The following is a 20,785-nucleotide window of genomic DNA, read 5'->3' as shown; positions in this document are numbered from 1 at the left end:
TTAGTGCGGTTCTTAGTTCTAACGTACTATCCGCACCATCTTTAGGAGAGACAACACCTGAACCACGTTCAGTTTTAACTCCTAATTTATCAACAGGACGATCTCCATCGCCCAAATTAAGACGGGAAGCAACTCCCAAACAACAAACAACTCCCAAACAACAAACAATACCCAAAGAACCAACAACTCCTAGGCAACCAATAACACCCAGACAACAAAGATCCCGCACATCTCCTAACTGGTCAGAGTTGCAGATAGGTTTCCTGTTGATTTTTCTGTCTGCGGTGGTTTCATCCCTTTACAATGTTGCTATTAAAGCGATTTTCTATACAGGTTCTAATTCCTTGGCAGGATTGCAAACACAGCAGTTGATTTTACCTACATTGGGTAATATTTTCTTAATTTTAATGCTACGTTTATTAGTGGTTGTACCATTAATGTTACTTTTATCACCTATATTACATCCCCCTATTTGGCAAGAACTAGAAAATTTATTGGCTTCGTTACGGGCAAATGCAACTCCTAGCCAGAAAAAAACCAAACAGGCTTTATTTTTATCAGTCATCAGCGGTTGTTTGTTATTTTTGTCCCAGGTATTTATTTACGTTGCTATTGGTGAAGTAACAACAGGAATGGCGATCGCCCTTTTCTTTATCTATCCGGTTATGAGTGTGTTCCTGTCGTGGTTTCTATTTCAGGAACGTCCTAAGTTATTCGTTACGGGTGCAATGGCGGCAATTTTTTGCGGTGAATTATTAGTTTTAGGTAGTCAGTCTGTAGGGGTGAATAATACTTCCTTAGGAAGCACCACAGCTATTCTGTCTGGGATAGCATTTGCAATTTATGTGATTCTGACGAGGATATGCGCTACTAAACTCAAACTACATCCCGTATCTTTGACTTTAATTAATTTCACTACCATGTTGTTATTAAGTTTTATCTGCTTAATAATTCCTTTACCCAGTAATTTAAGTTTAGCAATTAGCTCTTCTAATATCCTGGAATTGGTGTTAAGTGCTTTTATATTAGGCGTTTTGACTTTGTGCGGTTACTTATTTAATAATTTTGGCATTCGTAAACTAGGCTCTCCTGTTTCATCTTTAGTTGGAGCTACAGTCCCAATTTTAACCGTAATTTTTGCTGGTTTAATGCTGCAAGAATCCCTAAATATTGTCCAAGTGATAGGAGTTATCTTGGTTACGGCTGGTGCAGCAAGTATTAGCTGGAGAAAAACACCCAATCAGCCACAACCTAGTACCGCAGTGCGGAATTAAAAATTTGACAAAAGCAGATTACACAAGCTTTTGTCAAATTTTTAATGGTTGATTGACTTACGCCGTTGTGTACTAGTAAATAACGCAGTTAGGACATCAATTGATCATACTGATCGGAAAACTGCATCCACATCGGTGTTTTACTTGTCACTCTTGACTTTTGCTAGATCCGGAACAAATTCATGGAAAAATTTTTTAAAAATGTATAGATATTTCAGCAATAGAAAGTTATAATGGTCTCTTAGATACAAAACACAAATCATTTTAGTTTCTTACGTCCTTCTCTATATCCCTGCATCCCAACACCCTGGATACCTAAAGTTTTCTAGTCATACCAGGGGGAGGGGTTAGTTGGTCAGACGCGAGAAATTACCAATTTACGCCCCAAACATTTACCACCTAAAAATTTCCGAGTCAACCAGTAATTTTAGGTTTAGATTTAAAATATTTGTATCCAACTGGGTGTATAATTCGTAGTTTGATTTGAATATCACACTTGTAAACGAGCCATTTATCTGTCTGTAGAATATGACCAACGACATCGATCTGATCAAGCGTCTTGGCCCTAGTGCGATGGATCAGATCATGCTTTATCTGGCCTTCAGTGCCATGCGTACAAGTGGCCACAGGCATGGAGCATTTTTAGATGCAGCCGCAACAGCCGCAAAGTGTGCAATTTACATGACCTATCTAGAACAGGGACAAAACCTGAGAATGACTGGACATTTGCATCACCTTGAGCCGAAGCGAGTTAAAATCATTGTTGAGGAAGTCAGACTTGCTTTAACTGAAGGCAAACTTCTAAAAATGCTGGGTTCCCAAGAACCTCGTTATCTGATCCAACTTCCTTATGTCTGGATGGAAAAATATCCTTGGCAACCAGGAAGATCCCGTGTTCCCGGTACTAGTTTGACCAGTGAAGAGAAAAAACAAATTGAGCAAAAGCTCCCAGACAATCTTCCTGATGCCAAGTTAGTTTCCTCATTTGACTTTATGGAGTTAATTGACTTTCTCCATAAGCGATCGCAGGAAGAATTGCCTCCTAATCATCAGATGCCCTTGAGTGAAGCATTAGCCGAACATATTAAGCGTCGTCTACTGTATTCAGGAACGGTAACACGCATTGATTGTCCGTGGGGAATGCCCTTTTATGCTCTCACTCGTCCGTTCTATGCTCCAGCGGATGATCAAGAACGCACGTACACAATGGTAGAGGACACGGCTCGATATTTCCGAATGATGAAATATTGGGCAGAGCGTAAACCAAACACGATGCGGGCGGTAGAAGAACTGGACATTCCGGCTGATTGGATTGAGCCAGCAATGGAGGAATTAGATGAAATTATTCGTTCTTGGGGGGATAAATATCACCAAGAGGGCGGAGTACCGATGATCTTACAAATGGTTGTTGGTAATAAAGATGAATAGAAAACACAATTTTTATGTTGGGTAGGGTGGCATATTTACCAACCCTACAGTTATGAATCTATTTACTCATGGGAGTTGATGGACAAAGCGAAAGTCTTCAAGTTGGGGTTACAAACCCAATGGCTTTGTAGACACCCCGCCAAAACCGCTAGATCCCTCACTGGCATCAATACAAGTATTTAATGCCTGAGTAGGACTTAAATCAATTTCTCGACGTAAACCAACTACGCATTCAGCAAAAGTTACTGGTAACAAACTGCGACCACAGGATGTTAAAGTAGCTGAATTTTCTGAACCCTGATTACTCTTACTAATGCTAACTACACAGGTTGCTAGATCCTGTGGACGACGAGCCTGCTGACAGGAATAAAGGGCATCCACAGGTGTGATTTGTGTAAGCTTATGAATTTTTGCTACACATGAGGATAACTCTCGTGGTCGAAGTGCAGTGGCACAACTTTGAGATGCCGATTTAGCTGTGACTCCCACGCTTAATAGTTGAGCAGCACAAACCCGATAGTCATTCCCATAGGAATCGGTAACAGCCAGAGTAGGTAAACTACTGGTTATTAATCCACCTATGGTTATAAATGATGCTGTAAATGCCCTGAAGGCATAATTGGTTTGTTTGTTCCCAAGGTTACTCATTTTTTTTCGCTTTTTAACATAACCGTTTTCGATTCAACCAAGGTTATGCTACCGTAGAATTTAGTCCCAATCTTCTACCATCAAGGAATGTCGGTGCAATCACCATAAATCCACCGAAAATTGGTGAATTCAACGGATTGATTTCTCTGAATATTAGCGGTAAATAAAAGGCAATTTAGCTATAAAATGTCTATGCTTTTGGGAACTATGCCATAATGGTAGGTCTGAATAAAATTTTAGAAGGATTAAATTAAGGAAACTCATGTCCCGATATAGAGGACCCCGCCTCAGAATTGTCCGTCGTTTAGGCGAATTACCAGGCTTAACTCGGAAGAGTGCTAGACGTGCTTATCCCCCCGGACAACATGGTCAAAACCGTAAAAAGCGCTCTGAGTATGCTATCCGTTTAGAGGAAAAGCAAAAACTCCGCATGAACTACGGTTTAACTGAAAAACAAATGCTTCGTTATGTCCGTAAAGCTAGACGAGTAGCTGGTTCTACCGGACAGGTGTTGCTGCAATTGTTAGAAATGCGCCTGGATAATACCGTTTTCCGCATGGGTATGGCTCCCACAATTCCAGCCGCCCGTCAATTGGTGAATCACGGTCACGTCACTGTGAATGGCAAACCAGTAGATATTGCCAGCTATCAGTGCCGTCCTGGTGAAGAAGTCGCTGTGAGAAACAGAGAAGTTTCTAAGAAGTTGGTGGAAGCTAACTTGCAATATCCCGGTTTAGCTAACCTGCCTAGTCATCTAGAGTTTGATAAAACTAAGTTGTCTGGTAAGGTCAATAGTGTGATTGAACGGGAATGGGTAGCTCTACAAGTTAATGAACTACTTGTGGTGGAATACTACTCACGTCAAGCGTAGTAGTCAATGGTCAGTGGTCAGTAGTTAGTGGTTATTAAACAACGAACAACTGACTAATGACTAACCGCCAATTTGCGACATGGTACGGGTATAAGTGCCGACAGTACCAGAGTCGCGTTGTTTAAAGTTTATTTCTGATTTGATATTTAAAATTCGTCTGACTTGTTCTTGTAATTCGGTGGTGCTAATACCTGCACGTAATGCGGTTTTTAAGTCAATTTGACCTGTTTCGTTTAATAAGCAGGGACGTAGCCAACCGTCGGCACTCAGACGCATCCGGTTACAGCGATCGCAAAAACATTCTGACATTTGGCTAATAAATCCTATTGTGCCTTTAGCCCCAGGAATTTGAAATACATCAGCCGGTCCATTACCACGAATTTGAGATTCTGTCAAGCCCCAACGATGCCGGATTGATTGACGCAAATCTGCGGAAGATATCCAACCGCGATCGCCAAATAAGTCTCCGTTACCAATGGGCATAAATTCAATAAATCTAACGTGCCATTGTTTATCAATGGTTAAAGCTGCTAAATCTAAAATTTCATGGTCATTAACGCCAGGAATTACGACTACATTTAATTTTAACGGGTCAAATCCCACATTATACGCGGTCTGGATACCTTGCCATACTTGTTGCCAGCGTCCACGTCCATGATTACCGATAATTTCTTCAAATATATGTGAATCTAGGGAGTCTAAACTAATATTAATTCTTTTTAAACCTGCATTATAGAGATTTTGGGCGATAGGAGCGAGTAAAAACCCATTTGTAGTCATTGCTAAATCTTCGGTTTGGGGAAGATGAGCAATTTTGGCGACTAAATCAACTACATGAGGACGGAGTAAAGGTTCACCACCGGTTAAGCGAAAGCGGGTAAAACCAACGGGGATAAATACTTCTTGAATGAGGGTAAGCAGTTCCTCATCAGTTAATAATTGCTGCTTGACGATATAATCAAGTTCTGCACCTGCTGGCATACAGTATTGACAACGGAAATTGCAGCGATCAATTAAACTGATGCGGAGGTAGTCCACTTTGTTTATAGTTGCGCTGGTTGTCATATTTGGGAAGTCAATTATTTAGAGCGGTTGTACCAAAATCATCTTAACTGATTTTTCAAAGGAATAAAATAAAGGCAAATGATAAGTTAGCGATCGCGCTATTCCTCTCCAGCCATAAATTCAAAGAGAGATTACAGTGTAACTTTCCAATTATATAGACTTAAGTGCAAGTTCAAAAGCTAATTGAGAACTATAAAAACACACATCAAACTCCTGAAAAAAATTGATTCTCCCTAAAAGTAAAGGTATATTTTTAGCTTGAGTCCAAGCAAAAACTAAGGTAATAGGTACAAATGGATCAATTGTGGCTGATAAAATAACTCCTTTAGCGGGAAAATTGGCTAAATTACCTGCCAGAGTAACAGATGTATTATAGTTATCCCAATTTAGCCCTAGTTGTAATCCTATTTCATAGGGTAAAACATTGACACTTGCTCCTGTGTCTAATAATCCTGATACTGAAATCGAACTATCTGGAGATGATAAGCTAAAAGGAAGATAGGGAACGAAGCTAATTTCTCCTAAAGAGTTTGATTTTTCGATAAATTTAAAGCGTTTTTTCAATGTCATTTTATTGCTTTATTTTGTTTCTTTTTGTAATAAATGTTGTTCTAACATATCGGTTAAAACTTTTTCTGCTGAGAAAGCATCATAAGGTGACCAAACTTCATAGGTTTTTCCATTTTCAATAACACCTGAATCTTGTTCTTCTTTAGCTAATTCTATGGCTAAAAATTGAATGGCTTGGATTTTTTCTCGATGGGATAATTTTTGGAGTGATGGCAATATTTCTGTCAATGTCATATAAATAAATGATAAAAGACTATTTAGATTATAGTGCGCTATTCTCAAGGAAGGCATTCTATTTGTGCATGAGGATGGAATTCAAGAAACATCAGCGATTCCTTAGTCTTTGCAATACTTCATCGGCTGGAATTAACTCGATTTGACCTTCATCTATTGCCTGTATGCGATTTGCAATTTCTGTTTCCCAAGCAGCCTCGACTTCAGGATTAATTTCATCAAGACTTTTGAGAAGATGTTCAGCAAGCATCGCTCTGTATAGAGGAGGTAAAGTTAATACTGCTCCAAAAATTTCATCGTAAGTAACGTTAGCCATACAGAAAACTCCTTACAGAGTGCGGTAATGGCATTTTAGCATAAATGCGGTTAATTTGGGAGTAATAACTATGTGTTATTTACTAACAGAAATTATAGTCATGAAATTTGATTTTGATGAATTTACAAAATAATTCATCTTATGTATTATTATATTTTATCGTAAATTAATCATTAGAAATAAGATACCCGACTTCTTTTTTTAGCCTGTAAATAAATGGTAAATTGATCATAGAAGTCGGGTATCTGGGTTTAGAAATATTCACAAATCCATAAGACTAATTTTGATTAGGTAAGTATTTAGCTAAATTACCCAGCAAAAACGCCATTATTTTTTTGAGATTTGGGTGCTTTTTAATGTAGCTTGCAGCTATCGGACCAAAACGATAATAATGACCAATGAATTTCCTTCCTAAGATATTCTTAGTTAAATATTCATCCCTGAAGTAACGATATTTAATTACTTCTGGTGAGTATGGTGTACCGTAAGTGGCTGTAACAACAAAGCAATCCGAAGAATTGTTAGTAGTTTGAGACTGTGTTTGAGATTGTGGTTGATACTGCTGCTTTTTAGAAATATCTAGAGCTATCTTTTCCAGTCGAGCAAAAAATTCAGCATTTAACTGATATATGGCAGGATATCTAGACTTTATCCGCTGTGCAGATGCGAAAACTTCGTTATCAGGTGAGTTGCTAATTTCATCAATGATACTTTTGAAATTTCTTTCTCGTTCATAGGCAGAATCTTCTGCTCCCAATGCGGTTACAATGCCGAATGCTGCTAATCTTTTAAAGCCGGGGATAATTTGATAATCATCTTTGAGAATATCATATTGACTGAAAGCACTAACAACTTCTGAAATGCTCTTATGTATTTTCCCAATTTCACCATTACCAGGACTGAATCTTTTTGCTGCTTCCATGAAAGTTAGTGCAGCTTTTAATATGTTGGGGTTTATGTATTTTGCACCAGCTTCAACTAGTTCAAATCCAATCACGGCAAATTTAGATGCAACGTAATTGCGTACATCTTCATCTTCTGGTAAACAAGAAATAATCCGTTCTGCTGTGGATGTAACTTGTTCTAGTTGACTACTGCGTAAATAAATAATACAAAGGGAGAAAAGTGCATCAAAGTCTTGAAAATCAACTTTTCCATCTGCACCTATAGCTTTCTCTGTCCAGTTGACAGCTTCTGAGTAATTTTCTTCAGCTAAAAAAGTTTGGGCAATCACCATGAAAGGTTGTGAGTTAAAAGACTCTAACTCTATTGACTTTTTAAAGCAAGTTCTCGCTCCTTTATAGAGTTCAGAACGCTGAGAATCGTTTTCTGAAACAGATTCTGCTTTTTCTTTATAAGTACAACCAAAATTCGACCAATATAGAGCAACATCAGGATTTGATTTAGTTAAACTATAATACAGTTTTCCAGCTTCATCTAATTGTTTGTTATGGATATAACATAATCCCAAACGATTACGAATTGGATCGGAAGTAGGAGAAAGTATCAGAGTATGTTTGAGGAGACGAATTGCTTCAGTCCAATTTTCCTCATTGATTCTATCTTCGGCTTGACTTAGGAGTTGAATAATTTCTCCACCATGTTTCTGTAATGAATCATAGCCTTGCTTGGCTTTAGGATCGGATAGGGTCTCATAAGCCTCTCGAATAAGTTTGAACCTTTCAGGATCTTTCTCCGGTGAATGTTTGCGTACTAGACGATAATATGAACGGCGAATTTCTTCACTAGATGCTTGTGTGGGGAGATTTAGTGTTTCGTAAAGTTCGTAAGCCATTTGATTACACCCCTATTGATTTTCCCAGTCATACATCATGTCTATGAGGCGATCACCTGCTACTTCAATCTCATGAGAATTGTCAGTCATCAAAGCCTCTTTCAAATCCATTACCGCGCGAGAAAGAGGCGATCTTTCCTGGGGTGGAATACCTGCCATAAAGCCTTCAGCTTTATTGATCAAGCTTTCAAATTCTTTTGCTCGTTCATTCTGTTTCCATAAGTCTTGATTACGTTTTGTAGCGGCTTGTTTTTCCTCATCAGTCATGCGTTTGTCTGACTTTCCATAGACAATTTCAACACTTTTACGAATATCGGGAATACTGGCTGTAAGTGTAGCAAGCCCATTAATATCGTAAGAAAATTCAATTTCAATTGGATAAGGATTGCCATTTGGTGCAGGTGGGATATCAGTAATCTGACCAGCAATTCCCGTATCTTCAGCATCTACAGGCAGTTTAGCCTTGCCTGTACGATCTTCATAGAGTCGCACTTCAACTTGCTGTTGTTCAGCATGAAGTAAGGTGTAAGTTTTTTTGACTGAATAAGGGATAGTAGTGTTTGGTTGAATCAACGGTTCATAAGTCAACATCACTTGTCCACCGATGATGCTCACCACATCAATTCCTAAACCACGGGAGGATACATCTGTTAAAATAATGCCGCTTTCTTCATTAATTAATCCATTGGCTAGAGCAGCTTGTATACAAGCACCAATACCAACTGCTAAATCTGGATTAACATCTAATTTTGGTTGTTTTCCAAACATTTCCGCTACCATTTTCCGCACTGCGGGAATATAGGTTGTACCACCAACTAGCAACACTCTATCAATTGCACTTGGTCGGATTTTCTTAGCATTTAATGCTCCTCGGATACAAGTTCTTGCTCTTTCTAAAAGTGGAGCGATCGCTTGTTCAAATTCTGTGCGAGTAATTTCTACATCTAAATCAATTGCTTTTCCATCTTTAGTTGCAAAATTGGAAAAGTGAACATCACAAGATTGTTCTGTAGAAAGTATTTTCTTTGCTAGTTCTGCTTTTTCCTTTAATTCCGTTTCACGGTTATCAACTGAAACTTCTGGATGCTGTGCTGCAAATTTTTTGAGTAACAGCAAAATCATCACATCATCAAAATCCTTACCACCCAATTCCTCATCACCGAAACTGCTTTTTACCTCTAACACTCCTTCAAACATTTCTAGAACTGAAATATCTAAAGTTCCACCACCAAAGTCAAACACAACAAGTTGTTCTTCAGAATTAATATTTTTAATGCCAAATGCTAATGCTGCTGCGGTTGGTTCATTGATCAAACGGAGTATATTCAAACCAGCTATCTCACCAGCATTATATGTGGCTTTACGAGCAGCATCTGGAAAATTAGCAGGTACGGAAATGACTACATCTTGAATTGGGTGTCCTAAGGCTTCTTCAGCATTATCCTTTAATTTCCTCAGAATCAAAGCGGCAATTTCTTCTGGACGATAATCTTGTTCTCGTAAGCTAATTACTTCACCTTTTCCCATTTTTCGCTTGCTTTCTCTCACACCAAAACCTGCACGATCAACAATTCCCCTTGCTGTTTCTCCAACTAAAAGTTTTCCTCGCTCATTGATAGCAACAATTGAAGGGATAATAGGAATTTTTGTACTCGGATCAGAAATTGGTAAAGACTCATTATTTTTATAAACACAAATTTCTGAGGTTGATGTACCTAAATCAATACCAATGGCGTAATTTGTTGTCATTTTTGAAATCTCCTGATAATACCTTTCGTAGTGATGCAATTAAAGTTACAGTTTGAATAATACTCTCTAAGAATCAGTCTTGATATCTTTAAGAGGTTCTACAGGTGTTTCTTATTCAGAAAAATCTAAGGATTCAGGTTTTTTGGCGAGAATTACTGCTGCTGGTTGTAATACTTTTTCACCTAATCTATATCCCCAACGATTGCATTTTAGAATAGATCCATCTTCTAGTTCTGATGATATTTCTTCACCCTTAAACTCATGTTGAGTTTCATCAAACTTACCGTTAATAGATGGAATGATGCGATATAAACCCCGGTTGTTAAAAAGCATTTCAAACTCTCGAATATTTTTCTCAATCACTTCTAGACGCTCATGATTTTTTTCAGTTTCAAGTCCTCGTTCCAATGTTTGAAAAAAATCAATAGCACTCTTGTACCAATTATTTAATTCACGCTGGCAATTACCCTTTTCTTGACGCAGTTCCATCAATTCTTTGGCAATAGACTTGTTACTCTCTATAAGCTCTCCAATTTCCTGTTCAATACCGTTATGTAATTTATCAACTCGCGCACTATTTTCTTCAATAGCAGCAGTATTTCTGTAATACTCTCTGCCAACTCTTTTGAGTTCTTCAATTGTTTTTGGCAAGACACCCACCAATTCTTGATCCTGATCTCGCAGTGAGATCCATAAGAAAAAGCTAAAAGATACCAAAAGGTAAATTGCTGAAATAACGAAGAGGATATCGCGCCCAATTTTAAGGGGATTAGGTAAAAGAATAACTGCAAGACCTATCAGAGAAATGACGAAAATAATTGCAGTAATGCCATAAAGAAGCGGATGTTTTTTAAAAGGGTTTGTAGTTTTACGCATTTAGAGAACTCCTTTGTAAATTGCCGGAAAGTTAGATATTGAGTGAGAATGCCGTATTTAGAGTAAATACTGCTCGTTAAGCTTATCTATCAGTATCATTACATTCTATATTTATATTGGAAGATACCTATTCCAATAAATAGCTTATTTAATTGTGTGGCTTTTCTGTAAGCTACCTAACAAAGCCACGCTGACTTGTCCTGTAAAAGAACCAGTTATACCAACACCAAAAGTAAATGCACCAACTATCATCCAGTCTGAGAACTGCCCCATCTCGACACCTTAACGATTTTTATACTAAGCTACTCAACTAATCTCATTAAATCACAATTAGAAATAACTAATACGTCAAAATTACTGAAATTATCTTATATTCATATACAATAAATTAAGAAAAATTACGCAAATATCACCCTGAAACCAAATTCCAGAGTGCATCAAATTTTATCAAAAATAAAATAGATCCCCGACTTCCGAAAGAAATCGAGGATCTAGCTTTCAATTAATCACAAGTATTAAATTAAACAGCAGCTAATTCTGGAGTCGGACGCTTACTGTTACGGATATTGGTAATCGCCTCAGCATAATCAGGGGCATTGAACACAGCCGAACCCGCTACAATAGCATTAGCGCCAGCTTCCAAAACTTGCCAAGTATTATTAGCTTTGAGTCCCCCGTCCACTTCAATCCAAGGATCTAAACCGCGTTCATCGCACATTTGACGCAACTTGCGGATTTTAGGAACTACGCTAGGAATAAAGCTTTGACCACCAAAACCGGGGTTAACGCTCATAATTAGCACTAAATCGCACAATTCTAGGACATATTCAATTAACTCCAAAGGTGTACCCGGATTGAGTACAACCCCAGCTTTCTTACCGAGTTCTCTGATTTGTCCGAGGGTGCGGTGCAGGTGAGGAGATGCGTTATGTTCTGCGTGGACAGAAATAATATCAGCACCAGCCTTAGCAAACCCTTCTACATACTTTTCTGGTTCCACAATCATCAAGTGGACATCCAGAGGTTTGGTTGTAACTGGACGAATCGCCTCCACAATCAGGGGACCTATTGTAATATTAGGGACAAAACGTCCATCCATTACATCAACGTGAATCCAATCTGCTCCCGCTTTGTCTACGGCGCGGATATCGTCACCCAGACGGCTAAAATCTGCTGATAGGATAGATGGAGCGATAACTATAGGCTTTTGAGATGAATTTTGGGTCATGGCTAGTGGGTTTTAAGCGTCTTCGTCTGTAGGCATTGTAACAAAATATGGAGAAATTATTAAAAATTAATTCAAAATTCAAATTTTTAAGAAAACTTCCCCCTCTTCCCTAAAAATATGAACAAAAATTGGCTAATTTTTTGGAGTGTAGGTTTTTCTTGCTTGACTTTACCCGTCTTTGCTGGGGTGAAGTTTGCAAATTTTTTAGGTGCTAACGGTATTGATGCGCTGAAACTACATCAAGCCCCTTATAATTTGACTGGGCGAAAAATTGCCATTGGTCAAGTAGAAATTGGTCGTCCGGGGATGTTTGGCTGGGATAAAGCCGTATCTAAAAATCGGGCTGTATCTCCATTTGCCGTGTTTTCACGCAATGCCCCTGCTAAATCGAATGTTGGCGTTGATCCTCATGCCTATAATGTTTCTGGTGTCATGGTAAGTCAAGATAAGGCTTTTCCTGGTGTCGCCCCAAACGCCCGTTTATATTCTTCCGCTGTAGGATCTACAAAAAAAATTGGTCAACCGGAGGAGTGTTTATCAGCACAACATATTGCATTACAAAATGGTGGTGATGTGCGGGCGATTAATTTTAGTTTTGGTGAAACTCTGGAACGTGATCCCCGACCAGAAGCTGTTTTAGATGGTAATGCTTTATTAACATTATGTATTGACTGGTCTAGCCGGGTTCATGATGTTGTATATTCAATTGCTGGCAATCAAGGCAAAGGCGGGATTCCCATTCCTACAGACAATTTTAACGCAATTAATGTGGCTTTTTCATCGGAACGAGAGAGAATTTTTAATAAAGTTCACGTTTCTAATCTAGCGAGTATTAATCAAGGTATAGAAAATCGTTTGGCTGGGAAAGAATTTAATATTGGTGGGAGAAGTGCAATTAATATAGTTGCTCCTGGGACTAATATTCCTTTACTTAATCCTGATGGTCAATTAAATAAATCTACGGGTACGAGTTTTGCCGCACCACAAGTTACGGCTACGGTGGCTTTATTACAGGAATTTGTTGATAGACAGTTACGAACTAAACAACCAAATTGGACTATTGATGCTCGTCGTCATCAAGTCATGAAAGCAATATTACTCAATTCAGCCGATAAAATTAAAGATAGTGGTGATGGTTTACGGTTGGGAATGACGAGGACGTTAATTGATAAACAAAATCAAGATTGGTTAGTAACGGACGCTTATAAAAATGCAAAAATTCCTCTAGATGCTCAAATGGGGGCAGGTCATTTAAATGCTTTCCGAGCTTATCAACAATTGAATGGTGGTGAGTGGAAACCTGATGCACCAGTTCCGCCTATTGGGTGGGATTATGGTACTGTTAATGCTAATTCTTCTAGGGAATATACTTTGCAAAAGGGTTTGAAACAAAATAGTTTTGTGGCTATTACTTTAATTTGGGATCGTTTGGTGGAGTTGGATGATAAAGATAATAATCAGGAATATGATATAGGTGAAACATTTATAGATAAAGGATTAAATAATCTTGATGTTTATTTAGTTAAAACTAATGAAGTTGTTGTTTGTGATTCTGTGAGTGAGGTTGATAGTGTGGAACATATTTTTTGTCCAGTTCCCGCTAATGGTAATTATAAAATTCGGGTGCAATTTAAAAAGCAGGTTAATGAAGCTATTCAACCTTATGCTTTGGCTTGGTGGACTGTCGGGGAAAGGTGATATTTGGTAATTGTCAGATTAAGCGATTAAATCATCTTCTAATAGTTCAGCTATTTTCATTATTGATTTTAAAGTCCCCAGCTTTAGATCTTGATTTCGATGTACAGGAATAGAGATAATTTTAGTCTCATCAGGCTTTTCATAAATATGATGACTACCTGTAATTTTTTTGAGAATCCAGCCTTTTTTCTCAATAATTTTACATAATTTTTTCCCTGAGATTGATTTCATACTGCAATTTCAATAATTTGTGAGATAGGATCTGGTTTTTGGATTTCATTCGCTACTTCTAACCAGCCTTGTATCGCATCTTGAAGGTTATTAACCAATTCTTCCATTGTATCTCCTTCGGTTATACAACCTGGAAGAGCAGGTACTTCAGCCCAATAACCACCTTCTTCGGCAGGATAAATAATGGCTTTAATTTTCATTGCTTTTACATTTATAGTTGTTGATATGAACAAATTTTAACAGATCACCTGCTAAAAATCAGCACAGTGAAATATCCTGGCTTGACCTAAGTTCTGTTAGATAAGGCTAATTTACTGTCCTTGTGGATAACTTAAAGCAGTTCAAGTTATGATTGTATCGCAGATGCAGTATAATTAATTTCATGGAGTTAAGTTATCCCATAGCCGTACTTTTTGTAAATTATTGCGAAAGTATAAATATAATAAGTATTAAAAAACATAGCATGACTATAATTATCACCAATGACGACGGTATAGACGCACCAGGTATTGCAGCTTTACTTAAAGCAGTAAATGGTAAATCGGTAATTATTGCTGCACCACAAACCCATCAATCAGGCTGTGGACATCAAGTTACTACCCACCAACCGATTAATCTGCAACGTCGTTCTGATTTTGAATATGCAATAGCGGGAACTCCCGCTGATTGTATCCGAGTTGCCATATCACATATTACAGAAGATGTCAAGTATGTGATTTCCGGGATTAATGCTGGGGGAAACTTGGGAGTTGATGCGTATATTTCTGGGACTGTGGCTGCTGTCAGAGAAGCCGCAATGCACGGAATTCCCGGAATTGCAGTTTCTCAATATCGTCAAGGTAAACGTGATTATGATTGGGATGCGGCTATTAGATGGACATCTGCATTGTTAGATAATTTGATGGAACTTCCCCTAGAACCTGGATGTTTTTGGAATGTCAATTTACCGCACCTATTACCGCAACAAGCAGATCCAGAAGTGGTATTTTGTCAAGCTTGTACGAAACCTTTACCTGTTAATTATCGAATAGAAGGTGATGATTTTTACTACATAGGAGAATATGGTAAACGAGAACGGACTCCTGATAGTGATGTTGATATATGTTTTTCTGGAAAAATCGCGGTGACAAAATTAAGGGTTTGAGACAATTAGGACTTACTAATTCAGGTTCTAGATTATTCCTTCTTCTTCCTTCTTCTTCCTTCTTCTTCCTGACTCCTGACTCCTGACTCCTTCCATCATTATTCATCTTGTAATAAGGATACAAGCCCATCTAAGGTTTGTGATAACTGAGTAATTTGTTGCATGGAATCTTTTTGAGAGTCAGCTAAACTTTGCACAGCGTCACACAAAGCAAAAATCTGATAACCTTGCTGCTGTACTTGTTTTCCTTGAGCTTCTACTTGTAGACTTAGGGCATCTACTCTTTGAGCAAGACGTTCAATTGTCTCGGTTGTCGAGAGTACAGCGTCTCCAATTTGTTCAACAAGAGATTCTAAGCGACTGATTTTTGCTTCTACTCCAGTTGCAATCATTTCTGGCCTGCTCCAATCTTGGGAAAAAATCATCACACTAATATTCCTAAATATTCATCCAATAGTTTCATAATCAGCATCATTAATAAATAAAGTAATTGGTAATAATTCCTCCGTTATAGCTAGATGAATGTAATTTTTAATTCCTAATTAAGCAATCCCAATACCTGTTCCCCAATCCCTCAGTTAAATTATTGAGTATCCCAAAAATACGATACCAATTGCACAAAATATAAACCCAGCAAATCTAGCAATTTTAGGTAAGATTTCGTTAAATTCATTGATGCCAAAAGTTACACCTATTTCTCTGGAACTCATGATAATTATTGATTGAGATAGAGTAACACCAATCACGTAAGTAATTACGGTGAATATTTCCGCACCAATAATATGGGCTGCATCAGCGTAACCTTGAAATATGCCAGCAGTAACGCTTAATATGGCGATAGCTAACCAATTCATAGAAATTGGTGTAACTAACATCATCCCTAAAGCGATAGTACAAATAGCAATAGCTATTGATGATCCGGGTAAGATTACTGGAGACAAGTTAATTAGTTGTCCACAAATAGCAGCAATCACAAAGGTTATATTTAACCAACTACCACGGACGAATCTAGCGGAGAATAAACCCAGTGCCACAATACCCGCAAAACGGTCTAAACTAATCACTGGATCGGCTATGCCCCAAATAAACCCTTCCCAGCCATTGGAAACATTGTGTTCAATGGGTGATCCACCGGCTGAAGTCAGCAAACTAATGACAACTAAAATACCTATTGCCCCTAGAAGACGCTGCTGTTTAGATTTGGGCAAACTACTGGACTCAGAAGCTAATGATGGTGAATTTTTAAACATCTTTAGATTATGTCAAATTAGTTTTGTTGGTAATTAATATTACTGCTAATTATTACAAAAATTAATCCATTTTGGTTCAACGTAATAGTTCTTCTACTTGATGCTGATTCCACAAAGTTTTGTAAAGTCCCGGCTGTGCTACTAATTCTGAGTGATGACCAATTTGGACAATTTTACCCTGATCCATCACCAAAATGCGGTCAGATGAGGCAGCGGCGGAAAGTTGATGAGTAATGAAAATTACAGTTTTTCTTTTTGTGCCAGTAGAAAGATTATTCAGAATTTGTGTAGCAGTTTGATTATCTACACTGGAAAGAGCATCATCTAACAGTAAGATCGGGGCATCAATTAACATTGCTCTTGCTAAAGCTGTGCGTTGTCTTTGTCCACCAGAAAGAGTAATCCCACGCTCACCAACTAAGGTTTCATACTGTTGGGGGAAATTCTGGATTTCTGCATCAATTTGCGCCATTTTTGCGGCGTAAACCACATCTTCCTCTGCTGTAATGGGATCGCCATAACGGATATTATTTTTGACTGTGGTACTGAATAAAAAACTATCTTGAGGTACGTAGGCGATCGCTCCCCGTAAATCACTCACAGCTAGTTTAGTAATGTCTAAGCCATCTAAAAACAACTGTCCTGGCTGAATATCCAATAACCGTGGTAGAGCATTGGCTAAGGTTGATTTTCCTGAACCAATGGGACCAACAATGGCCACCACTTCCCCAGGGGAAATCGTAAAATTAAGATGTTCTAAAGCTGGGGTATTTACGCCGGAGTATGTGTAACTAAAGTTTACTGCTGTCAGTTCCCCTTTGAGTTTGCTTGCCTCCACATGGATAGCATCTGGTGTGTCTTGAATTTTGGGAGTTACACTGAGAATAGTCTCTAAGCGGTCAATACTAACTTCACCCCGTTGATAAGCAGTAATGGTAAAGCCTAACAAAGCGGTAGGAAAAACTAACCGTTCTACATAAATTAGCAACGCTAAAAAATCCCCAATGGCCAGAGAACCACTAGATATCCTGGCTGTACCTAACCAGATAATGATCAAAGAACTGAGATTTGCTAACCCACCAATCAGCGGAAATAGGGTATTACGACTTTTCGCTAGTTTGAGGTTAGCTGTTAATAGCTGTTCATTTTTCTGATTAAATGCTTGACGCTCATTGTCTTCTTGGGCGTAAATTTTAATCAGTGCCATACCGCTCATATCTTCGCGCACCAGTTCACTGATTTCTGCAAGTTGCTCTTGGACAACGGTTTGTTCGTTACGCAAGCGATCGCTAAACAAATGCACCATCAGAAACATGAACGGGTAAACTGCTAGTGATGCCAATGTCAGTTCCACGCTTAGAGACAGCATAACTGGCAATGTCAAAGTATAGGCAAACAAAGTATTTGCCAAACTCAAAACAGCAAAACCTAACAACCGTCGAATATTATCTACATCGCTGGTGGCGCGACTAATTAAATCCCCAGGAGTATTAACCGTAAAATAAGCGGGTTCTAATTGCAATAAGTGCTGAAAAATCCGCTGTTTCAGGTCAAATTCTACCTGTCTGCCCACACCAAATATCCAAATCCGAGAAGCCATTCGCATCATCCACATAGCGGAACTAAGTAGAGCGATGATGACTACATAATGGATGACCTGATTAAAACTAAAACTCTTAGAAAGAGTATCTACCCCTGACCGAATTAACAAAGGTATATAAACACCTAGCCCATTAACAACGAATAAGGCAATAATACCCAATATAGTTTCTCGCCAATGGGGGCGTAAATAATCGGCGATTTTAGCAAGTCTGTGAGATTTGGCCATGCCAGCAATTATGTAACTTTTTAGTAATGGGTAATTACAGGAGGAGTCAGAAGTCAGGAGTCAGGAGTCAGGAGTCAGGAGTCAGGAGTCAGGAGAAGAAGAAAGAAGGAAATTTCTCCCCCTGCTCCCTGCTCCCTGCTCCCTGCTCCCTGCTCCCTGCTCCCTGCTCCCTGCTCCCTGCTCCCTGCTCCCTGCTCCCTGCTCCCTGCTCCCTGCCCCCTGCCCTCTGCCCTCTGCCCCCTGCTTCCCTGTCTCTTTCCTTACGTCCGGCCACGTAAGAAAATATAAATCTGGTTGAGATAACTTTCCCATACTTGGGTAGTAAGTTGCAGAGTTTCCGCATTAGGAACAAAGTCTTCTACTCGTAACCCCCGTGTCCTAATTGCTTGAGGATTTTGGAGTAGATAGGAAGGAATATTCACATTGAGACTATTGAAAGCTACGGTTGGGGAATTTATCTCTCCCATAGGTGGGATGATATTTTGCCCAATATCTGAGATTGTGAAATTAGGATTTGCTGGACCCAAGGCGACTAAGGTTGAGGCAGTTTGCTGATTTAGGTTCATCCCCTCAACTGTAGCCACTGGTGATCTGACTAAGAAGTAAGCGATCGCTGGGGTGCTGGATAGGAGTAAAACCGTTAGCGCCCATCCTAATAAGAAACCTCCTGGTTTATCAATGCCACCCCCTTTAATTTTTTGAGCAGCCAAAAACAACATTAAAACCGCTGCTCCCAAAGGCTTGAGGGGAAAGGAGATAAACCGCCACAAGGAAGACACCGCTGGTTCACTAGGATTGAGAAATGCTAAGGCTAAAACAACTAGAACCAGACCTAAAAGAAATTTGCCGACAAAAGTTATTGATGGATAGAATCTTTGAAACAAAGAGTAGGCTACGACACCAATTAAGAGCCATAGCAAAACCCGGCTTAACAACTGAAACATAGATTAACTCTCTAATTTTTTAGGGACGTAAGCCTAGAGGACGGAGGAAGTGGATTAATTTTATAAGAAAATAGGCTGAAAACCTCGGAATTAACAGCTAAAAACTTTGGGGATTTTTAGCTGTTAATGTCTTTTAAGCCGGGGATGTCCGCGTTCAGCGTTCCCGAAGCAAGGGATAAATCACCTAGGGACTTATGGTGTTATCGTCAAGTTGACTTAAAAATACCTCACACCTCACACCCAAAGATTACCGTCGTAGTGATTTTAGTGCATTTTTTTGACACTGAGTGTATTATTTGCGATTTTCCCAAAGAGTAATTTTTAGATAAAACTTTTAGGACATAGATCCCTGACTTCTTCAAGAAGTGAGGGATTTAAAGATCGTACTTATTTATACGTACTTATTTGCTTGAGAATCTCCCTCTTGCGGGGTATAAGCATAATCAACCCTTTGATGGACGGTCTTAATCATAAAAATATCTAATGTATAGATATTAGAACAAAAACACTAAAAACTAATAACTCAATTTTACCAGGTTCTAATGTTAATAATAATCCCTTGACAGTTGTAATCCCTTGACAGTTGATGACATCAACTGATGATGAAACTGCCACAGGAGCAAGATTGTCAACCTGTTACCTGCCACATTCGTAAAAAGTGGAGATGGAAGTAGTATGTCTCTTTTAAAAATCAAAGAATTTGATCCAAATTATCGGGAAACTTTTGAAGGCAAAGACATCAAAGGTATGGGTGTCTATGCCAGCGTAGAGGAAAAGATTGGTACAGTCAGCGATATTTTAGTAGATGAACAAGGACATTTCCGCTATTTTGTTGTTGACTTAGGCTTATGGATTTTCGGAAAAAAGGTTTTGTTACCGGTCGGTCGTTCGCGCATTGATCATACCTCCGAACGGATTTATACAGTGGGAATGACCAAACAACAAGCGGAGAATTTACCTGAATTTAACGACCACAAAGAAATTGATTATAACTATGAAGAACAGGTCAGGGGAGTATATCGTTCAGAAGCATTTTTAGAAAGTTCTGGTTCTGTAGAAAGTTCTGGTTCTGTGGATAAGGCTAGTTCTAGACCTGCTGGAGCTACTATGGTAGCCCCCCCCATAGCCCCACCGAGAAAGTCTGGTAACGGCAATGGCTATGACTATCAACAAGAACCTGGTCTATATGCACTCAATGATCAGGATCATCAAACTTTCAAACTATATCAAGAAAGATTAATTGCCAACAAAAACCGGGCTAAGACAGGAGAAGTCATTGTTGGTAAGCATACAGAAACAGAAAAGGCGCGGGTTTCAGTCCCCATAGACAAAGAAAGAGTTGTCATTGAACGAGTAACTCCTACTGGGGCTGGAGAAACAGTAACCTTGGGTGCTGATAGCTTTGGCACAACTGAAGTGGCTCATATCGATCTTTATGAAGAAACTGCGGACATTCATAAAGAAGCTTTCTTACGTGAAGAAGTCAGAGTCAATAAAATTGTAGATCACGAAACGATTGAAGCGGAAGAAACTCTGCGTCGGGAAGAATTGGATGTGAACACCCAAGAACATCCGAATGTCGAGAGAAGATAAAAGCCAGATTCTGTAGAAGTAAGTTTTTTCTCAATTAGGAGCG

Annotated in this window: 22 protein-coding genes; 6 read left to right on the top strand and 16 right to left on the bottom strand. The window is 38.8% G+C overall.

The features are described from left to right. On the top strand, positions 1 to 1,274 hold a 1,274-nt coding region (locus tag FJR11_RS19130; RefSeq protein ID WP_168506561.1), incomplete at its 5' end, for a DMT family transporter. Positions 1,275 to 1,802: 528 nt separating this feature from the next. Further along, complete coding sequence (gene hetR / locus FJR11_RS19125; RefSeq protein ID WP_168506559.1) at positions 1,803 to 2,702, top strand: heterocyst differentiation master regulator HetR; 900 nt, start codon at positions 1,803 to 1,805, stop codon at positions 2,700 to 2,702. A gap of 108 nt (positions 2,703 to 2,810) precedes the next feature. Here hetR and FJR11_RS19120 read toward each other — a convergent pair whose 3' ends face one another. Further along, complete coding sequence (locus FJR11_RS19120; protein ID WP_168506557.1) at positions 2,811 to 3,350, bottom strand: hypothetical protein; 540 nt, start codon at positions 3,348 to 3,350, stop codon at positions 2,811 to 2,813. 262 nt (positions 3,351 to 3,612) lie between these two features. Here FJR11_RS19120 and rpsD point away from each other — a divergent pair, with 262 nt between their 5' ends. Further along, entirely contained in the window at positions 3,613 to 4,221 is a 609-nt protein-coding gene (rpsD, locus tag FJR11_RS19115; protein WP_168506555.1) for a 30S ribosomal protein S4, read from the top strand. Positions 4,222 to 4,281: 60 nt separating this feature from the next. Here the strand turns inward: rpsD and moaA are convergent, their stop codons facing one another. From moaA to rpe, 9 genes are all read right to left on the bottom strand, one after another. Next, positions 4,282 to 5,268, bottom strand: coding sequence for a GTP 3',8-cyclase MoaA (moaA, locus tag FJR11_RS19110; RefSeq protein WP_168506575.1), 987 nt, complete (start codon positions 5,266 to 5,268; stop codon positions 4,282 to 4,284). A gap of 168 nt (positions 5,269 to 5,436) precedes the next feature. Next, positions 5,437 to 5,856, bottom strand: a complete 420-nt coding sequence (locus FJR11_RS19105) for a retroviral-like aspartic protease (protein ID WP_168506554.1) — start codon at positions 5,854 to 5,856, stop codon at positions 5,437 to 5,439. A gap of 9 nt (positions 5,857 to 5,865) precedes the next feature. Beyond that, entirely contained in the window at positions 5,866 to 6,090 is a 225-nt protein-coding gene (locus FJR11_RS19100; protein WP_168506552.1) for a hypothetical protein, read from the bottom strand. Positions 6,091 to 6,181: 91 nt separating this feature from the next. Beyond that, a complete protein-coding gene (locus tag FJR11_RS19095) occupies positions 6,182 to 6,406 on the bottom strand; it encodes an addiction module protein (protein WP_168506550.1) in 225 nt (74 codons plus the stop codon). Between the two features lie 277 nt (positions 6,407 to 6,683). After that, on the bottom strand, positions 6,684 to 8,201 hold the full coding sequence (locus tag FJR11_RS23645) for a CFI-box-CTERM domain-containing protein (RefSeq protein WP_254444792.1): 1,518 nt from the start codon (positions 8,199 to 8,201) through the stop codon (positions 6,684 to 6,686). Positions 8,202 to 8,213: 12 nt separating this feature from the next. Beyond that, on the bottom strand, positions 8,214 to 9,950 hold the full coding sequence (locus FJR11_RS19080) for an Hsp70 family protein (RefSeq protein ID WP_168506548.1): 1,737 nt from the start codon (positions 9,948 to 9,950) through the stop codon (positions 8,214 to 8,216). Positions 9,951 to 10,061: 111 nt separating this feature from the next. Next, complete coding sequence (gene grpE, locus FJR11_RS19075) at positions 10,062 to 10,826, bottom strand: nucleotide exchange factor GrpE (RefSeq protein WP_168506546.1); 765 nt, start codon at positions 10,824 to 10,826, stop codon at positions 10,062 to 10,064. A 144-nt stretch (positions 10,827 to 10,970) separates the two neighbouring features. After that, a complete protein-coding gene (locus FJR11_RS23785; protein ID WP_256366780.1) occupies positions 10,971 to 11,099 on the bottom strand; it encodes a hypothetical protein in 129 nt (42 codons plus the stop codon). A 247-nt stretch (positions 11,100 to 11,346) separates the two neighbouring features. Beyond that, a complete protein-coding gene (gene rpe / locus FJR11_RS19070; RefSeq protein WP_096670666.1) occupies positions 11,347 to 12,054 on the bottom strand; it encodes a ribulose-phosphate 3-epimerase in 708 nt (235 codons plus the stop codon). A gap of 117 nt (positions 12,055 to 12,171) precedes the next feature. On the opposite strand from rpe, the gene FJR11_RS19065 reads away from it, so the two are divergent. After that, complete coding sequence (locus FJR11_RS19065) at positions 12,172 to 13,752, top strand: S8 family serine peptidase (protein WP_168506544.1); 1,581 nt, start codon at positions 12,172 to 12,174, stop codon at positions 13,750 to 13,752. A gap of 18 nt (positions 13,753 to 13,770) precedes the next feature. On the opposite strand, the gene FJR11_RS19060 is transcribed toward FJR11_RS19065, so the two are convergent. Together FJR11_RS19060 and FJR11_RS19055 are read right to left on the bottom strand one after the other, a co-directional pair. After that, positions 13,771 to 13,983 (bottom strand): type II toxin-antitoxin system HicA family toxin, encoded by a 213-nt coding sequence (locus FJR11_RS19060; protein ID WP_168506542.1) that lies wholly within the window; start codon positions 13,981 to 13,983, stop codon positions 13,771 to 13,773. Further along, on the bottom strand, positions 13,980 to 14,183 hold the full coding sequence (locus tag FJR11_RS19055) for a type II toxin-antitoxin system HicB family antitoxin (protein ID WP_168506540.1): 204 nt from the start codon (positions 14,181 to 14,183) through the stop codon (positions 13,980 to 13,982). The genes FJR11_RS19060 and FJR11_RS19055 overlap by 4 nt, the downstream gene beginning before the upstream one ends. Before the next feature lie 263 nt (positions 14,184 to 14,446). Between FJR11_RS19055 and surE the strand changes: the two genes are divergently transcribed. Then, on the top strand, positions 14,447 to 15,127 hold the full coding sequence (gene surE, locus FJR11_RS19050) for a 5'/3'-nucleotidase SurE (RefSeq protein ID WP_168506538.1): 681 nt from the start codon (positions 14,447 to 14,449) through the stop codon (positions 15,125 to 15,127). A gap of 98 nt (positions 15,128 to 15,225) precedes the next feature. On the opposite strand, the gene FJR11_RS19045 is transcribed toward surE, so the two are convergent. The 4 genes from FJR11_RS19045 to FJR11_RS19030 all read right to left on the bottom strand — a co-directional run bounded on the left by FJR11_RS19045 (position 15,226) and on the right by FJR11_RS19030 (position 19,149). Beyond that, positions 15,226 to 15,519, bottom strand: a complete 294-nt coding sequence (locus FJR11_RS19045; protein ID WP_174763133.1) for a hypothetical protein — start codon at positions 15,517 to 15,519, stop codon at positions 15,226 to 15,228. 186 nt (positions 15,520 to 15,705) lie between these two features. Continuing rightward, positions 15,706 to 16,377 carry a HupE/UreJ family protein gene (locus FJR11_RS19040; protein ID WP_168506536.1) on the bottom strand — a complete coding sequence of 224 codons (672 nt, stop codon included), beginning with the start codon at positions 16,375 to 16,377 and terminating at the stop codon, positions 15,706 to 15,708. A gap of 76 nt (positions 16,378 to 16,453) precedes the next feature. Beyond that, a complete protein-coding gene (locus tag FJR11_RS19035) occupies positions 16,454 to 18,205 on the bottom strand; it encodes an ABC transporter ATP-binding protein (protein ID WP_168506534.1) in 1,752 nt (583 codons plus the stop codon). 260 nt (positions 18,206 to 18,465) lie between these two features. Beyond that, complete coding sequence (locus tag FJR11_RS19030; RefSeq protein WP_168506532.1) at positions 18,466 to 19,149, bottom strand: hypothetical protein; 684 nt, start codon at positions 19,147 to 19,149, stop codon at positions 18,466 to 18,468. A 675-nt stretch (positions 19,150 to 19,824) separates the two neighbouring features. Here FJR11_RS19030 and FJR11_RS19025 point away from each other — a divergent pair. Continuing rightward, a complete protein-coding gene (locus tag FJR11_RS19025; protein WP_168506530.1) occupies positions 19,825 to 20,742 on the top strand; it encodes a DUF2382 domain-containing protein in 918 nt (305 codons plus the stop codon). The last annotated feature ends 43 nt before the right edge of the window (positions 20,743 to 20,785 follow it).

Origin of the sequence: Anabaena sp. UHCC 0187, assembly GCF_009712035.1 — a bacterium.
GTDB lineage: Bacteria > Cyanobacteriota > Cyanobacteriia > Cyanobacteriales > Nostocaceae > Dolichospermum.
The sequence above is the reverse complement of the archived record's forward strand: the minus strand, read 5'-3'. Positions and strand labels throughout refer to the sequence as shown.

Bases quoted from the DNA above. Each gene is read 5' to 3' on its own strand.
- FJR11_RS19095 (WP_168506550.1), bottom strand. From the start codon at position 6,406: ATGGCTAACGTTACTTACGATGAAATTTTTGGAGCAGTATTAACTTTA.
- FJR11_RS19040 (WP_168506536.1), bottom strand. From the start codon at position 16,377: ATGTTTAAAAATTCACCATCATTAGCTTCTGAGTCCAGTAGTTTGCCC.
- FJR11_RS19045 (WP_174763133.1), bottom strand. From the start codon at position 15,519: ATGATTGCAACTGGAGTAGAAGCAAAAATCAGTCGCTTAGAATCTCTT.
- FJR11_RS19065 (WP_168506544.1), top strand. From the start codon at position 12,172: ATGAACAAAAATTGGCTAATTTTTTGGAGTGTAGGTTTTTCTTGCTTG.
- rpsD (WP_168506555.1), top strand. From the start codon at position 3,613: ATGTCCCGATATAGAGGACCCCGCCTCAGAATTGTCCGTCGTTTAGGC.
- FJR11_RS19030 (WP_168506532.1), bottom strand. From the start codon at position 19,149: ATGTTTCAGTTGTTAAGCCGGGTTTTGCTATGGCTCTTAATTGGTGTC.
- surE (WP_168506538.1), top strand. From the start codon at position 14,447: ATGACTATAATTATCACCAATGACGACGGTATAGACGCACCAGGTATT.
- FJR11_RS19055 (WP_168506540.1), bottom strand. From the start codon at position 14,183: ATGAAAATTAAAGCCATTATTTATCCTGCCGAAGAAGGTGGTTATTGG.
- FJR11_RS19120 (WP_168506557.1), bottom strand. From the start codon at position 3,350: ATGAGTAACCTTGGGAACAAACAAACCAATTATGCCTTCAGGGCATTT.
- FJR11_RS19100 (WP_168506552.1), bottom strand. From the start codon at position 6,090: ATGACATTGACAGAAATATTGCCATCACTCCAAAAATTATCCCATCGA.
- FJR11_RS19060 (WP_168506542.1), bottom strand. From the start codon at position 13,983: ATGAAATCAATCTCAGGGAAAAAATTATGTAAAATTATTGAGAAAAAA.
- FJR11_RS19035 (WP_168506534.1), bottom strand. From the start codon at position 18,205: ATGGCCAAATCTCACAGACTTGCTAAAATCGCCGATTATTTACGCCCC.
- FJR11_RS19025 (WP_168506530.1), top strand. From the start codon at position 19,825: ATGTCTCTTTTAAAAATCAAAGAATTTGATCCAAATTATCGGGAAACT.
- FJR11_RS19080 (WP_168506548.1), bottom strand. From the start codon at position 9,950: ATGACAACAAATTACGCCATTGGTATTGATTTAGGTACATCAACCTCA.
- grpE (WP_168506546.1), bottom strand. From the start codon at position 10,826: ATGCGTAAAACTACAAACCCTTTTAAAAAACATCCGCTTCTTTATGGC.
- rpe (WP_096670666.1), bottom strand. From the start codon at position 12,054: ATGACCCAAAATTCATCTCAAAAGCCTATAGTTATCGCTCCATCTATC.
- hetR (WP_168506559.1), top strand. From the start codon at position 1,803: ATGACCAACGACATCGATCTGATCAAGCGTCTTGGCCCTAGTGCGATG.
- FJR11_RS23785 (WP_256366780.1), bottom strand. From the start codon at position 11,099: ATGGGGCAGTTCTCAGACTGGATGATAGTTGGTGCATTTACTTTTGGT.
- FJR11_RS23645 (WP_254444792.1), bottom strand. From the start codon at position 8,201: ATGGCTTACGAACTTTACGAAACACTAAATCTCCCCACACAAGCATCT.
- FJR11_RS19105 (WP_168506554.1), bottom strand. From the start codon at position 5,856: ATGACATTGAAAAAACGCTTTAAATTTATCGAAAAATCAAACTCTTTA.